The organism is Terriglobales bacterium (assembly GCA_035561515.1).
GTDB lineage: Bacteria > Acidobacteriota > Terriglobia > Terriglobales > Acidobacteriaceae > DATMXP01.
Window position 1 is genome coordinate 234,711 of sequence record DATMXP010000007.1, and the last position, 14,105, is coordinate 248,815.

Sequence of the window (14,105 nt, forward strand, 5' to 3'; positions counted from 1 at the left end):
GATTCTTAGCAGTCGCTTCTGTATAACCGCTTGCATCAGACACTTTTGAGTCTTCCTGCTTACCGTGCAATCCAAGGTAATGCGCCAGGCATCTGCATTTGTTGGTAATCTATTGGAAACGCGGAGGTTTCGGGGATTGAGTCCGAAACAGTCTGGAATGAGGCGAGTGCCTCGCTTTTCTTTCACAGTAGCTGCATTCTGAGCTTGCATCTGTAACGGGGTCGAAGATAGGGACAATCGGGAAAATGAGCGACTTTTTAAAGGCCGTACAAGAGCGCGTCGTCATTTACGACGGCGCCATGGGGACCTGCATCCAGCAGTTCAATCCCACGCTGGATGATTTCTGGGGCAAAGAGAACTGTAGTGAGATCCTGTGCCTGAGCAGGCCTGATATCGTCCGCGAGATTCATTCCTCGTATTTCGCTGCCGGTGCGGACGTCGTCGAAACGAACACGTTTGGCGGATCGCGAATTGTCCTCCAGGAATTTCAGTTAGAAGACAAGGTCGCCGAAATCAATCACGCCGCGGTCAAGCTTGCGCGTGAAGTCGCGGATGGCTTTTCCACCAGCGGTCGTAAGCGTTACGTCGCCGGATCGGTCGGTCCCACTACCAAGCTCCCATCGCTCGGCCACATCAAGTTCGACGACATGGTTGCCGCTTACGTCGAACAGGCAGTCGCCCTGATCGAAGCAGGAGTTGATGTCCTGCTCGTCGAAACCTGCCAGGACCTGCTGCAAGCAAAGTGCGCCGTCGTTGGCATGCTCGACGCGATGAAGAAGGTGGGCAGGCGAGTTCCGCTTCAGGTTCAAGTCACGCTTGAAGCAACCGGAACCATGTTGCTCGGAACGGAAATCGGCGCGGCGCTCACAGCACTCGAACTTTACGACGTCGACATCATCGGCATGAACTGCGCGACCGGGCCGGTCGAGATGAACGATGCAGTCCGCTATCTCGGCATGAATTCGCCGAAAGAGATCTCGGTTCTACCGAATGCCGGACTCCCCTTCAACGAAGGCGGACGCGCCGTTTACAAGCTGCAACCGCAGGAACTGGCGGATTATCACAAGCACTTCATTGTGGACTACGGCGTTCGCGTCGTCGGCGGATGCTGCGGAACCAATCCTTCGCACATTAAAGCCGTGGTTGAAACTTGCGCGAACCTCACTCCGGCGAAGAGGGAAGTGAAACTCGTTGGCGCGGCTTCGAGCGCCTACAGCATGGTGCCGCTCGACCTCGAACCGAAGCCGCTCATCGTCGCCGAGGAAATGAATACCACCACGCGGAAGGCCGAATTCCGCGACTTCGTTAAGAGCGCCAACTACGACGAGATTCTCGCCATGGCCAAGCGCCTGGTGAACGAAGGCTCGCACATGCTCGACGTGTGCTGCGCCATCGTCGGCGAAGACGAGAACGCATACATGGACGCCGTCATGGAGCGAGTCGCGACCCGCGTTCCTGCGCCGATCCTTGTCGACTCCACCGAAGCACCCGTCATCGAGACGGCGCTGAAGCGTATCCCGGGCAAGGCCGTCATCAACTCCATCAACCTGGAGGATGGCGAGAAGCGCACGTCCAAGGTTCTGCCGATGGCCAAGCGCTACGGTGCCGCAGTCATTGCGCTCACCATCGACGAAGACGGCATGGCGCTCACCGCCGACAAGAAAGTCGCCGTCGCCAAGCGCATCTTCCAATTGGCAACCGAGAAGTACGGCATCCGTCCGGTCGACATTATTTTCGATGCGCTGACTTTGCCGATCTCGACCGGCCAGGAAGATTACCGGACTGCTGGCATCGAAACCCTGAACGCCGTCCGCCGCATCAAGGAAGAACTACCCGAAGTGCGCACGCTTTTGGGCGTCTCGAACATCTCATTCGGGCTTGCCACCTATCCGCGACGTGTTCTGAACTCCGTCTTCATGAACGAAGCGGTCAACAATGGCCTCGATATGGCCATTGTTAACTACAGTAAAATCTATCCGCTATACAAAATTCCTGATGTAGAAGTTGAGCTCGCCAAGAAGCTGATCTACCACGACACCTCCAATGGCGATCCGCTCCAGAACTACATGCAGCACTTCGCCGGACAGGAAAAGAAGACCGACGAAGTCGCCACCGACGTCGAGTCGCTTTCGGTCGAAGACAAGCTGAAGTACCTGATCGTGAACGGCGAAAAGGCGATCGGAGCAGGAGACAAGCGTAAGCCCCTTGAAGCAGTACTTGAAGACGCCCTCGTCAACTACTCGCCGCTCGACCTCATCAATAACGTGCTGCTCGACGGCATGAAGACCGTCGGGGAGCTCTTCGGCGCACGCAAAATGCAGCTTCCTTCCGTACTCGACGCCGCTGGTGTAATGAAGGCTGCCGTCGCCTATCTCGAGCCCAAGATGGAGAAGAAGGAAGGCGCGCAGAAGGGCACGATCGTGCTTGCCACGGTGAAGGGCGACGTTCACGACATCGGCAAGAACCTGGTGGACATCATCCTGAGCAACAACGGCTATAAAGTCGTGAACCTCGGCATTAAGCAGCCGGCGGACACGATCATCCATTCCGCGAAGGAGCACAAGGCCCACGCCATCGGACTCAGCGGCCTGCTCGTGAAATCCACGCTGGAGATGAAGTACGTCATCCAGGACCTCCAACTCCAGCAGCTTGAGTTCCCGGTCATTTGTGGCGGAGCAGCCCTTACTCGCAAGTACGTGGAAGACGACCTGCGTCGCGAGTACTCGAATGCCGTCTTCTACGCCAACGACGCCTTCGACGGCCTGCACGTGATGGACGACCTCACTTCCGAGAACGGCACCCGCGACGCACGCCTGGCGGAAGGGAAGAAGATCGTCGAGAACGCCAAGGCCGCCGCTGCGGCCGCAGCACGTGCGGAAGCGGCTTCCATGCCGGTTTCCACCGAGCGCAGCAGCGCGGTCGGCGCGCCTCCGAACATTCCGAAACCTCCCTTCTACGGCGTTCGGGTTCGGAAAGACTACGACCTGCGCGAAGTCTTCGAATACATCAACGAGACTGCTCTGTTCAAAAATCAATGGCAGTTGAAGACTGCGAAGCAGGATGAGTACATCCGCCTGGTGGATGAGAAGTTCCGTGGCGTTCTCGAAGACCTTCAGGAAGAGATCATCACGAAGGGCTGGTACAAGCCGCAGGCCGTCTATGGATATTTCCCCTGTGTCAGCGAAGGCAACGACGTGATCCTCTACGATCCGGCGGACCTGAAAAAGGAAGCCCTTCGCTTTACCTTCCCGCGTCAGCGTGAAGGGCGCAAACTCTCCATCGCCGACTACTTCCTTCCCAAGTCATCCGGCCAGATGGACGTAATCGGCATGTCGCTGGTGACGATTGGCCCCCGCGCTACGGAAGAGAGCCAGAAGCTGTTCCAATCGGGTGAGTACACGCGCTACCTCTATCATCACGGGCACAGCGTGGAAAGCGCGGAAGCGCTGGCGGAACTCGTCCACAAGCAGATACGCGAAGAGCTCGGCATCGCCGGGGAGGATTCAAAGCGGATTGGCGACCTGTTCCACCAGAAGTACCGCGGATCGCGGTATTCGTTCGGCTACCCCGCGTGTCCGAACCTGGAGGACCAGACGAAGCTGTTCCAGTTGCTGAAACCGGAGGAGAACGTAGGCGTGAAGCTGACGACGGGCTTCCTGCTCGAGCCTGAGCAGAGCACATCAGCGATCGTGGTGCATCATCCGGACGCGAAATATTTCGTCGTATAGAGTCGCTATTCTTCCAGCGACTTCAGCACGTGCAGCACTTCGAACATGCGTTCGACGAGTTTTTTCTGATTTTCGGTAACGTTTCGGAACTCGGCACCATAGCTGTATTCGCCCATTTGCTGCCGGACGACGCCATCCAGTTTCAGCACTTCGGGCATATTCGGGGGCATGAACTCGAGTTCCAGGCGCTCTCCGCAATTAAAGCGCAGGGGCACCGTCAGGAGCATGCCTCCAAAGCTCATGTCCTGCGCTCTCCCGAAAATTACATTCCGTTTTCCGTCGCGCGTATAGAAAATCTTTACCCGGCAATCGATCTCATATCTTGCCCAGCGACGCGAGTTACTGTCAGAACCTGACGAATCCATATATTGTTCCAGTTATTACCCCGAACGGTATCAGAGCAACCGCAGGCTTTCCATTGCACGAATTGGTTCCCGGGCTGCCGGCTATCTTGAATTCAAACTGGGGGAATTTCAATGGCGGAGAGAGAGGGATTCGAACCCCCGATAGAGTTTCCCCTATACACGCTTTCGAGGCGCGCGCCTTCAACCACTCGGCCATCTCTCCGCGCCACGGATTCGCTGGAGTGGCTGCCAGCTATCCGCAACAAAATTTCGCTTACACACAAACGGCGCTGCGAGAGCAGCACCGAATCTCTATGATATCAAATCACTCTGTGGACTTCCGTCGTTCGCGGAAGAATGCCTGCATCAATTCCATGGAACGGCCCGCCAGCACGCCTGAAGTCACCTCTACCGTGTGATTCGATTTCGTGTGATTCAGCACGGAAAGGCCTGACCGCACCGCTCCTGCTTTCGGGTCATCGGCCCCGTAGACGAGCCTTCTGATGCGCGCGTGCGTGATCGCCCCGGCACACATGGCACAGGGCTCAATGGTGACAAAAAGATCGCATTCGCCGAGCCGATAATTGCCGATGTTCTTTCCTGCATCGCGAAGTGCGAGCACTTCGGCGTGAGCGGTTGGATCGGAATCACTGATCGGCCGATTGCATCCACGGCCTACAATTTTGCCGTCGCACACCACCACTGCTCCCACAGGCACTTCACCCAGGGCAGCCGCGCGTTGGGCTTCGCGAAGCGCCTCCTCCATCCAGAGTTCATCAGCCGGCAAATTCATCGTTGGTGAAACCACTCAAGGAAATGCTGCCGCATCGAACGGTGTTAAGGCTTCCGCCGCATACAGGGCATTCAGCAGGAAGTCTAAATCACTGACCCAATTCAGTGTCACTCATGGGGTTTCAATGAAACATCTGCCGAACTTAGTAATCGTATTTGCACTGGCCGTACCGGTAGCTTTCGCCCAACAGGCGACGCCCGGCGCAGCTAACCAGAATTCCAGCGCGCAACAGCCAGGCATGCAGCAGCAGGGCACGTCGTCCACTGCACAGCCCGGCGCCACCGGCCAAACTGGCAACGGCACCAGCGGGACCATGCCGCAGACGGGCGCTTCCGCCGCACCTTCAGCTCAGAACAACGTTTCCGGCTGCCTGCAGCGCGGATTCGCCAGCTATCGCGTCTCCGACCCGGCCACCGGCAAGGTGTACGAGCTTCGCGGTAACGGCGCAAATCTCAGTAACTCCGAAAACCACGTTGTCCAGATTCAAGGTCTTCCGGATCCTTCAGCCAGCCAGGGCAACGCCACCATTCTTTACGTAGAAAAGCTTCAGGACACCGGCCAAGTTTGCGGCGCGTCTGGGCAGCAGGCGGCCGGGAATCAGCCCGTCACCGGTGAGACCGGCAACAAAGGCACGCAGCAGAACGTAACCACCACCGCCACGTCTGGTGTCACACCTGGTGCCGAGACGCCAGCCGGGATGGGGCAGTCCGTAGGGGTCCAAGCAGGACAGGCCGCAACCCCGGGCGCGACGAGCTCTACTTCCAGCGCCAGTAGCAACTCCGGAACGGCACAGGCAGGATCGCAGGCGTCACAGCCGGGTGCGCCTCCTAGTATGCAGAGCCCAGGACAGTCTCCGGCAGAAGCGTCGAACAACGCCGCCGCAGCCAGCCAGACAGAAGTGGGCGCCCCCTCAGGTACGCTGGGCGTAGGGAACAACCAGCCGGCGAACACGCAGCAGGGCGGAACGTCGGGCGCGGCAACCGGTTCCACCACGGCTCAGCCTTCCGGCGGAATGGAAAACAAAGGTACGCCTCAGGCAGGTACGCCAAGCACTCCGGATACGTCTTCCGCGGGAAGTTCAGCGGCAGGATCCTCGACGGGGTCCCAATCTGGATCCATGTCCGGCATGCAAACGGATACCTCGCAGCAGTCCGGTTCACAAACGTCTACATCACAGGGAACCTCAAGCCAGTCCAGTTCGGCCAGCTCTCAGCCTGTCACGCAGATTATGATCGGCTGCGTTGGTGAGGACGCAACTTCCTTTGTGAGCCTGGGGAAGACCTACACGTTGACGGGAAAAACCGACAAGCTTTCGTCGATGAAAAACCATCGTGCGGAAGTGACGGCGGAACAGGAAGGCAACACGTTGAACGTTCAGTCGGCCCGTGACCTTGGTACGAGCTGTAGCGCGAAGTAACCCTTCGCGCTACACTATCCCCAAGTTCGAGTGGGGAACATGCGTATCAAACAGGCAATCAACCGTGTGTTGATGGTGGACCTGCTTAAGGGACTCTTGGTCACGTTCCGGTATCAGGATCCAAAAGAGATTTACACCGAACAGTATCCTCTGGAGAGGCCGCAGGTAGCCGAGCGCTACCGCGGCGCTCCACGCCTGAATGTGAACCCCGATAACCTGGAAACCCTCTGCATCGCGTGTGACCTGTGTGCGGTGGCCTGCCCGGAAAACCTCATCGTGGTCAGCTCCGTGCGCAATGAAAAGACGCGCCGGAAAGAGCTCACCAACTTCACCTACGACACGAGCCGTTGCATGTACTGCGGTCTGTGCGAAGATGCGTGTCCCACGGACGCGCTGGAGCTCACGCAGGACTTTGAGCTGGCGAACTATTCGCGCGAAGGCGCCATCCTGGACCGTAAAGCTCTGGAAGAAGGACCGGACCCCAACCGGTATTCGCGATAGCGCTAGTTGTTCATGGCGGACGCGCGCTGCCTCTGTTGCAAAAGCTCGACGATGCTCTGGTACAGCCGGCTGCGAAGGTCATAACGCTGGTTTGCGCGAGTGATGTATCGCACGTTCAGGATCACGCCCTGGGCGGTGGGTCGCATGTCGATGTTCGGCTCCGCGGAGAACGGCTGTACACCGTAACGATGCGTGACTCGCTGCCACTCGTTCTCTGCCTGACGGGTGCTTTCCGCGGTGGCTTCGATCACGATATTGCGAATCGAGTCCACCACTTCCTGCGGGTCCTGCCCGTTGGGCACCAGCACTTCCAGTGTGTCCCACAGCCACTGGCCAACGGTCGAGAAGTTGAAGAAATGACGCTCGATCGCGAAGCTATTTACGAACGTTACGCGGCGTCCGGTTGGGTGGCCAGGATCGGCGAAGTTACCCGTCTCGAGTAAGACCGTTCGGAACAGTCCGATCTCCGCCACCTCGCCGCTGATCCCGTTGATCTCCACCCAATCACCCACTCGGATGCCGTTGCGGCCCATGATCACGAACCAGCCGAGGAAGGCAATAATGAAGTCCTTAAGCGCGACGGTAAGGCCTGCGGTGGCGAGTCCGATGATCGTCGTGAGTTCTTTGGGTGATCCGAAGATTGCCAGCAGGATCGCCAGAAAACAAACAAACCGCACCGCGAAGCGTGACAGCATCCGCATCGTCACGACTTTGCGCCGGTCCGCTTTCGAACGGCTCAGGTAACGGTCGATGCCGATCTCAGCCAGCACCATCAGGATGACCAGTACCAACAGGTATAAAACGGATTTCAGAATGCCATGCCAAACCGCGACTTGCCGCGCCGACAGAAGATTGATCCAGCTTCCGTATGTCTGCGAGAGCTGCTGCTGGGCGTTCTCACGGCGGTCATAATCCGCAATCAGCGTGCGCTGTTCGGAAATGCGGGCCAGTTCGGCCAGTCTCGCGGCGACCTGTGCCTTGTCTTTAGGATCTGCGCTCCCGAGCTGACCAGGCGCCTGAATTTTCTTGGCTACGTCCTCGCGTCTGGCTTGTAGCGTCTTCGCGGTTGTCGCTGCTGTTTGCTGCGCCGCCTCCAATTGCGACCGCTTACTTCGCAGCGACTTCAGAAGGCGCGTCTGTTCTACAAGGTTTGAGGGCACCGAGAACATCGGAAGACGTCCAGCAGTAACCGGCTGCTCCGCAGCAGCCGTGTGGTAGGAAGCTTTATGCGCTTCCAGCAGACGGCGTACTCGCGTCTCCGGGTCGTCGGAAGCGCGAGCCAAGTCTCGCTTCGCATCCTCGAGTTCTTCAGCGTGAAGCGTCAGTTGGGCGCCCACCAGGTCCATCTCTCGCTGGGTCGCTTCAATGTCTTTGGATTTTCCTGAATTGATATCGGCGCTTAGCTCAATGACGCGCAGGTTTCCTGCTTTAACGTCATCTTCGAGTTGGCGAATGCGCGCGCGAAGTTCCTTGCTTTGCTCGGAAGGAGGTGCCGGGTTGAGTTGCGCTTCACGCAGGGCAGTCGTGTACGCGAGGTCAAGTTCGTCATCGGCGCCCTGGAGGGCTTCGCGCGCCAGGCGTTCTTCGTCGCGCGTCTCTGCCAATCGAGCGAGTTGGCGGGCCGCCTCAAATGATCGCTGACTGGCCCATACCTGCTGTATGGCGGGATTCCTGCTTCGCTGCCATGCAAGAGTCGTGTTCTGGTCCGACTTGGATGTGTACCAAATGCCGGCCGTGACCGCGCCTGCCACGATCAACAGGCCAACCAGAACGAATGTGCGAACTCGACTGTGCATTCGATGCTCCGCCTTAGCGGACTGTGCAAAGCTCATGCTAGCACGCTGAAGGGCAAGGTAATTTGAGGATTACTTGCTCGGCTGGCGGTGTTCCGGCGGTTTCGTGGGATGAGGATGCCGCTGAAGTAGGAGAGCCTTCAAGCGCTCTGCCAGTCGCAGGGATTCGCCGCCCTTCGTGATCAGCGCATCAGCCCCGCTTCGCCGCCATTCAACCGGCGGCACAGGAAAAGCGGTCAGAATTACCCGAAGCGGAATATGCTCGCACCGCCCGGCCGCGCGCACCACTTCGTATCCCGCAAGAGGAGTTTCCATTCGCAGGTCGGTAACGACGACGTCGAACAATTCCTGCCGCAGAACCTTAATCGCTTCCGATGCCGAACTGGCAACACTTACCGAAAAGTCGGCCATTTCCAGCACTGTTTTCAGGAGCCGGAGGATAGGTTCTTCGTCGTCCACCAATAGCACTTGGTACTTCATCAAGCCCCTGTCGTGACCGCTTCGCTCCGGTCAAGACTGTAATCCGTCCTGCCGGAAAGAGCGTCTGCCGTTGCGTCTTTGAGTGCAATGTTGATGCGTTCCACTGCGTCGTTCGCCGTCTTGATTGCTTCAAGATCGCCGACTTTTTGAACTGCAAGGCAAACCGGAAACACGGCATTCCTTACGTGATGATTCAATTCGGCCACAATCGCCGCGCGTTCCATGGCGGTGCGGTAGTGAACTTCTTCCTGCCGGAGTTGGATGGCAAGGCAAACGATGATTGTCGTCAATCCCGCGATCATGTCGCCGATGCCGATATGCAGCAACTGCGCGTTGTCGCGGGGAAGTGTGGCAAGGTGTACAGCTATCGTGATTAGGGAAACAATGAAGCCGCAGGAGACAGCCAGCCGGATTTTGGCGCTATTTCGTGTCTTCGCCATGTAAGGTCACCGCAGGTAACAGGTTACGGGCCAACGTGCAAACGCTCAATGAGAGCTTTCACTTAGCCCATCAAGCCAAGGCTTGCAGTTCCTAAAAAATAAGACATGATACGCGCCGAAGCACGTTACTCAGTGGCGTGCCGTAATCCTATGCGTTTGATCTTCGGGAAGCAACCAAGGTGAGAAAGAAAAGACCGCCGGTATTAACTGCCGGCGGTCGATTTACAACTACCGCTGATCCGCGCTGGCCTGCTGCCCCTGAGCGGCGGTGGTGAAGGGAACTGTCTGCGATTCGGCCTTCTGCCCTGGAGCATTCTTGCCCTGTGCCGACTGGACCTGCACATAGTACTGGGTGCTGGGCTTCAGGTTCTTCAATTCCACGCGATGCGTCGTCGCGCCCCACGGTTCTTGCGCAGTCTGGCTGAGGTTATTCGGATCCGTTCCATACTTCACGATCGTGCTGGACGGACGGTCCGTCGAGAACGCTACAACGGCGCTCGTATCGGCAACGTGCTCAATCACCGGCCCGTTGGTGATGCGGAAGTTCTTGTTACCCGCCGATGCCGACTGATTCCCCCCACGCGTCGTGAACGACTGCGTCTGCGTTTCAGCGCGCTGACCCGGTGCGTTCAGGCCCTGCGCCGACTGGACCTCGAAGTAGTACTGCGTACCCGGCTCCAGGTTGTTCAGCTTCACGCGGTGCGTCGTCGCGCCCCAAGGTTCCTGCGCCGTCTTGTCGAGATTGTTGGCGTCCTTGCCGTACTTCACGATCGAACTGGAAGGACGGTCGGTGGACCATGCAATCATCGCCGAGTGTTCACTCACGCCTTCGATATTCGGACCATTGGTGATCTTGAACTGGTTCTTGTCCTGGTTGGAGGCGTTATTCGAACCGGAATTGCTATTGCTCGCCGATTGGTTCTGAGTGTTGAACTGGCTGATTGCACTCAGCGCACCTGTTCCGGTGCCCGCGCCTTGGCCCGAGGTGACCTGGTAGTAATAGGTCTTGTTCGGTTCCAGGTTCTTCAGCGTGACGCGATGCGTCAATCCGCCCCATGGCGCTTGCGCAGTTTTATCGAGATTGTTACGGTCCGTTCCATACTTCACAACCGTGCTTGCGGAAACGTTAGTGGACCACGCAACGATGGCACTGTCCCCCGACGTGCTTTCCACCGTCGGTCCCTTTGTGATCTTCACGTCCTGGCTCTGGGCCAGGGCGAATGTTGCCATCAGTAGCAGCGTTCCCAACACGATCACTATCTGTCGAGTTTTCATGTTCGGCTCCTTCATGCAAATGCGAAATTCAGATTCCCTCTCGGACTAAGGGCGCGTTTTTCAGATAGATGCGGCTATTTCAGGGCGAGTGGTCGCGAGGGGAATGGTTACAATACGTGACTCAGGTGACGTTCATGGGTCAGAGCCGGATTCTGAAGCTAGTTCTTTGGACGGGAATTGCTTCCCTGGGCGCTTTTGCCTTGGCGACCATCGCGTTACGCCGGGGCGAGCACATCAGTGGCATGTGGTTGGTGGTAGCTGCCCTGTGCAGCTACGCGATCGGGTACCGCTTCTACAGCCGCTTCATTGCCCTCAAGGTGTTGCTGCTCGATCCCCGTCGAGCCACTCCGGCCGAGCGCCTCGAAGACGGCCGCGATTTCGTTCCCACCAACAAGTGGGTAGTTTTCGGACATCATTTCGCCGCCATCGCCGGCCCCGGCCCGCTGCTCGGACCCGTTCTCGCCGCCCAGCTCGGATACCTTCCCGGCACCATCTGGATCCTTGCCGGTGCCGTCCTCGGCGGATGCGTTCAGGATTTCGTCATCCTCGCCTTTTCCGTTCGTCGTGACGGCAAGTCTCTCGGGCAGATGGCGCGGGAAGAGATCGGCACCCTCGGCGGAACTGTCGCCTTCCTTGCTGTGATCAGCATCATCGTCATCCTGTTGGCGGCGTGCGCGCTTGTCGTAGTGAATGCCCTCAAATCCAGCCCGTGGGGATTCTTCACCATCGCGATGACCATGCCCATCGCCATCCTGATGGGCTTCTATCTCCGCCGGATCCGTCCCGGCAAAGTCCTCGAATGTTCGCTGCTCGGCTTCGTCCTGCTGCTGATTTCGATCTGGGCCGGCCAGTGGATTAGCCACTCACCCGTTTGGGGACCGATCTTCACCTTCGGTGGCCCGGCGCTTGCCCTGATGATCATCGCCTACGGCTTCGCCGCTTCGGCGCTTCCTGTATGGCTGCTTCTTGCTCCGCGTGATTACCTCAGCACCTTCGTGAAGCTTGGCACCATCGCTATCCTCGCCATCGGCATCGTCGTCACCCGCCCCACGCTCCAGATGCCCGCACTCACGCGCTTCATCGACGGCACCGGTCCCGTCTTCGCCGGCAGTGTATTCCCGTTCGCGTTTATCACCATTGCCTGCGGCGCGGTCAGCGGATTTCACGCGCTCATCTCCAGCGGAACCACGCCCAAGCTCATCTCCCGCGAAACCGAAACGCGTATGGTCGGATACGGCGGCATGATGGCCGAATCCTTCGTCGCCATTATGGCGATGATCGCCGCGTGCTCACTCCAGCCCGGAACCTATTTCGCCATCAACAGCCCGGCCGGCATCGTTGGTTCGTCCGCCATCGATGCCGCCGCCAAAATCAGCTCCTGGGGATTCCCAGTCACCGCCACCGAACTTGAAGGCCTCGCCAAATCCGTCGGCGAGCAGACGCTCCTCAACCGCACCGGTGGCGCACCGGCATTCGCCGTCGGCATGGCACACATCTTCGCCCGCTCGCTTGGTGGCGACGCCGTCATGGCCCTTTGGTATCACTTCGCGCTGATGTTCGAAGGACTATTCATCCTCACCGTCATCGACGCCGGCACGCGCGTCGGTCGCTTCCTCCTTCAGGACGCCCTCGGTCACGTCTGGAAACCGCTCGGCAAGACCAGCTCCTATCCGAGCATCATCTTCACCAGCGCGCTCGTGGTCGCCATGTGGGGATGGTTCCTCTGGCAGGGAATTCACGACCCGCTCGGCGGTATCAATTCGCTCTGGCCTCTCTTCGGAATCGCCAACCAGTTGCTCGCCACCGTCGCACTCTGTGTCGCCACTACCATCCTCATCAAGAGTGGACGCCTGAAGTACGTCTTCGTCACGTTCGTTCCCATGATCTGGCTGGTCTTGGTTACCTTCACGGCAGGGTTACAGAAGATCTTCCACCCGAATCCGCGTATCGGCTTCCTCTCGCACGCCGAACAATTAAGCTCGCAGCACTTGCCGAACGCGGCGCAACTCATCTTCAATGATCGTCTCGACGCCGCCGTCACCGGTGTCCTGCTCGTGCTCGTCGGACTCATGCTCGCCCAGTCGCTCGTCGAATGGGGGCGCGTCCTCTCCGGACGCAAGCAGGCCGTCACCCGCGAGACGCCGTTTGTCTCCAGTCGCTACGCGGCCGAGGAGGCCCTATGACCACCACGCTCCGATTGTTCTGGGCTGCCTTGCGCGAAATCTTCGACGAAGCCGCCTACGAGCGCTTTCTCCAGCGCACCGGCGAACCGCGCTCGCGCGAATCTTTCGCGGCATTTTTGGAAGCGTCAAAAGCAGGCAGGGAAAGAAAAGTGCGTTGTTGCTGACCCCGCGGCGGGAGGAACACCACGCGCGTTACGCGAAGTGTTCCTTCACCTGCTGAGGCGAGCGGGGGATATCGGACTCAGGTTTACGCTCCGGAAGCAAAACCTTCGCGTCGTCCACGGCCGCCAGGATCACCACTAGCGCAGAGCCGATTATGCCGAAGAGAAACAAGCCCTCCAGCACGTACGCGAATATTTTGATGAGCATCATGCCGCGCCTACCTGAAATCAGCCTAATTGCTTTCGGCCGGCGCAGCGTAAGAGGTTTATAAGGAAACCGTTAAATCATCGTAAAATTCAGAGTTCCGGATTGAACCGGTATCCCACCCACGGTTCCGTCTTGATATATCGCGGATGCGACGGATCCACCTCGATCTTCTTTCGCAACTGTCCCACGAACACTCGCAGATACTCCGGCTGCTCCTGGCTGTTTTCGCCCCACACGGCGCGCAGGATCGACCGGTGCGTGTTCACCTTGCCGCGATTCGCAAGGAAGAAAATAATCAGCTCATACTCCTTCGGAGTCAGTCGAATCTCCTGCCCGCGAACCAGCACCTGCCGCTGGTCCGGATTCACCTCGAAGTCTCCCACCTTGATCGGCTCTCCACTGGGTTCTTCCTCATGCGTGCGCCGCGACAGCGCCCGTATGCGCGCCAGCAGTTCGTCCATCCCAAACGGCTTCGTCACGTAATCGTCGGCGCCGGCGTCGAGCGCTTCCACCTTCGTGGCCTCTTCTCCCTTTACCGAGAGCACCAGGATCGGCAGCTTCGAGTTCTTCCGAACCTCCGTGCAGAGCTGCAATCCGTTCAGGTCCGGCATTCTCAAATCTGTGATCAGCAAGTCCACCTTTGTTGATTTCAGCGTGTCCAGCGCGGCGACGCCGTCCGATGCAGTCGCCACCTCATAGCCTTTATCTTCCAGTCCCCGCCGCAGCACGCGCAGGATCTGGGGCTCGTCATCCACAACCAGTATTTTCATGGGACGTTCCGC

General features: G+C 58.4%; 13 protein-coding genes and 1 tRNA gene. 5 read left to right on the forward strand and 9 right to left on the reverse strand.

The features are described from left to right. Positions 1-245 precede the first annotated feature (245 nt). A complete protein-coding gene (gene metH / locus VN577_02285; protein HWR13630.1) occupies positions 246-3,728 on the forward strand; it encodes a methionine synthase in 3,483 nt (1,160 codons plus the stop codon). Positions 3,729-3,733: 5 nt separating this feature from the next. Here metH and VN577_02290 read toward each other — a convergent pair whose 3' ends face one another. The 3 genes from VN577_02290 to tadA all read right to left on the reverse strand — a co-directional run bounded on the left by VN577_02290 (position 3,734) and on the right by tadA (position 4,865). Next, a complete protein-coding gene (locus VN577_02290) occupies positions 3,734-4,093 on the reverse strand; it encodes a PilZ domain-containing protein (GenBank protein ID HWR13631.1) in 360 nt (119 codons plus the stop codon). A 112-nt stretch (positions 4,094-4,205) separates the two neighbouring features. Then, positions 4,206-4,295, reverse strand: a tRNA-Ser gene (locus VN577_02295). A 102-nt stretch (positions 4,296-4,397) separates the two neighbouring features. Beyond that, positions 4,398-4,865 (reverse strand): tRNA adenosine(34) deaminase TadA, encoded by a 468-nt coding sequence (gene tadA / locus VN577_02300; protein HWR13632.1) that lies wholly within the window; start codon positions 4,863-4,865, stop codon positions 4,398-4,400. A gap of 124 nt (positions 4,866-4,989) precedes the next feature. Here tadA and VN577_02305 point away from each other — a divergent pair, with 124 nt between their 5' ends. Further along, positions 4,990-6,282 (forward strand): hypothetical protein, encoded by a 1,293-nt coding sequence (locus VN577_02305; protein HWR13633.1) that lies wholly within the window; start codon positions 4,990-4,992, stop codon positions 6,280-6,282. A gap of 39 nt (positions 6,283-6,321) precedes the next feature. Further along, positions 6,322-6,783, forward strand: a complete 462-nt coding sequence (locus VN577_02310) for an NADH-quinone oxidoreductase subunit I (GenBank protein ID HWR13634.1) — start codon at positions 6,322-6,324, stop codon at positions 6,781-6,783. A gap of 2 nt (positions 6,784-6,785) precedes the next feature. On the opposite strand, the gene VN577_02315 is transcribed toward VN577_02310, so the two are convergent. The 4 genes from VN577_02315 to VN577_02330 form a co-directional block, all read right to left on the reverse strand. Continuing rightward, positions 6,786-8,579: a mechanosensitive ion channel domain-containing protein gene (locus VN577_02315; protein ID HWR13635.1), complete on the reverse strand. Its 1,794-nt coding sequence runs from the start codon at positions 8,577-8,579 to the stop codon at positions 6,786-6,788. A 69-nt stretch (positions 8,580-8,648) separates the two neighbouring features. After that, positions 8,649-9,056: a response regulator gene (locus VN577_02320; protein ID HWR13636.1), complete on the reverse strand. Its 408-nt coding sequence runs from the start codon at positions 9,054-9,056 to the stop codon at positions 8,649-8,651. Further along, positions 9,056-9,496 carry a hypothetical protein gene (locus VN577_02325; GenBank protein ID HWR13637.1) on the reverse strand — a complete coding sequence of 147 codons (441 nt, stop codon included), beginning with the start codon at positions 9,494-9,496 and terminating at the stop codon, positions 9,056-9,058. The genes VN577_02320 and VN577_02325 overlap by 1 nt, the downstream gene beginning before the upstream one ends. 228 nt (positions 9,497-9,724) lie before the next feature. Beyond that, a complete protein-coding gene (locus VN577_02330; GenBank protein HWR13638.1) occupies positions 9,725-10,771 on the reverse strand; it encodes a fibronectin type III domain-containing protein in 1,047 nt (348 codons plus the stop codon). Positions 10,772-10,905: 134 nt separating this feature from the next. Here VN577_02330 and VN577_02335 point away from each other — a divergent pair, with 134 nt between their 5' ends. Together VN577_02335 and VN577_02340 are read left to right on the forward strand one after the other, a co-directional pair. Next, the gene (locus VN577_02335) at positions 10,906-12,954 is read left to right on the forward strand and encodes a carbon starvation CstA family protein (protein ID HWR13639.1); all 2,049 of its coding nucleotides are present in this window, start codon (positions 10,906-10,908) and stop codon (positions 12,952-12,954) included. Next, on the forward strand, positions 12,951-13,118 hold the full coding sequence (locus tag VN577_02340; protein HWR13640.1) for a hypothetical protein: 168 nt from the start codon (positions 12,951-12,953) through the stop codon (positions 13,116-13,118). The genes VN577_02335 and VN577_02340 overlap by 4 nt, the downstream gene beginning before the upstream one ends. 28 nt (positions 13,119-13,146) lie before the next feature. Here VN577_02340 and VN577_02345 read toward each other — a convergent pair whose 3' ends face one another. Together VN577_02345 and VN577_02350 are read right to left on the reverse strand one after the other, a co-directional pair. Beyond that, on the reverse strand, positions 13,147-13,326 hold the full coding sequence (locus VN577_02345) for a hypothetical protein (protein HWR13641.1): 180 nt from the start codon (positions 13,324-13,326) through the stop codon (positions 13,147-13,149). Between the two features lie 86 nt (positions 13,327-13,412). Next, positions 13,413-14,093, reverse strand: coding sequence for a response regulator transcription factor (locus tag VN577_02350; protein HWR13642.1), 681 nt, complete (start codon positions 14,091-14,093; stop codon positions 13,413-13,415). Positions 14,094-14,105 lie beyond the last annotated feature (12 nt).

Bases quoted from the DNA above. Each gene is read 5' to 3' on its own strand.
- VN577_02305 (HWR13633.1), top strand. From the start codon at position 4,990: ATGAAACATCTGCCGAACTTAGTAATCGTATTTGCACTGGCCGTACCG.
- VN577_02335 (HWR13639.1), top strand. From the start codon at position 10,906: ATGGGTCAGAGCCGGATTCTGAAGCTAGTTCTTTGGACGGGAATTGCT.
- VN577_02330 (HWR13638.1), bottom strand. From the start codon at position 10,771: ATGAAAACTCGACAGATAGTGATCGTGTTGGGAACGCTGCTACTGATG.
- metH (HWR13630.1), top strand. From the start codon at position 246: ATGAGCGACTTTTTAAAGGCCGTACAAGAGCGCGTCGTCATTTACGAC.
- VN577_02320 (HWR13636.1), bottom strand. From the start codon at position 9,056: ATGAAGTACCAAGTGCTATTGGTGGACGACGAAGAACCTATCCTCCGG.
- VN577_02290 (HWR13631.1), bottom strand. From the start codon at position 4,093: ATGGATTCGTCAGGTTCTGACAGTAACTCGCGTCGCTGGGCAAGATAT.
- VN577_02350 (HWR13642.1), bottom strand. From the start codon at position 14,093: ATGAAAATACTGGTTGTGGATGACGAGCCCCAGATCCTGCGCGTGCTG.
- VN577_02325 (HWR13637.1), bottom strand. From the start codon at position 9,496: ATGGCGAAGACACGAAATAGCGCCAAAATCCGGCTGGCTGTCTCCTGC.
- VN577_02345 (HWR13641.1), bottom strand. From the start codon at position 13,326: ATGATGCTCATCAAAATATTCGCGTACGTGCTGGAGGGCTTGTTTCTC.
- VN577_02340 (HWR13640.1), top strand. From the start codon at position 12,951: ATGACCACCACGCTCCGATTGTTCTGGGCTGCCTTGCGCGAAATCTTC.
- VN577_02310 (HWR13634.1), top strand. From the start codon at position 6,322: ATGCGTATCAAACAGGCAATCAACCGTGTGTTGATGGTGGACCTGCTT.
- VN577_02315 (HWR13635.1), bottom strand. From the start codon at position 8,579: ATGCACAGTCGAGTTCGCACATTCGTTCTGGTTGGCCTGTTGATCGTG.
- tadA (HWR13632.1), bottom strand. From the start codon at position 4,865: ATGAATTTGCCGGCTGATGAACTCTGGATGGAGGAGGCGCTTCGCGAA.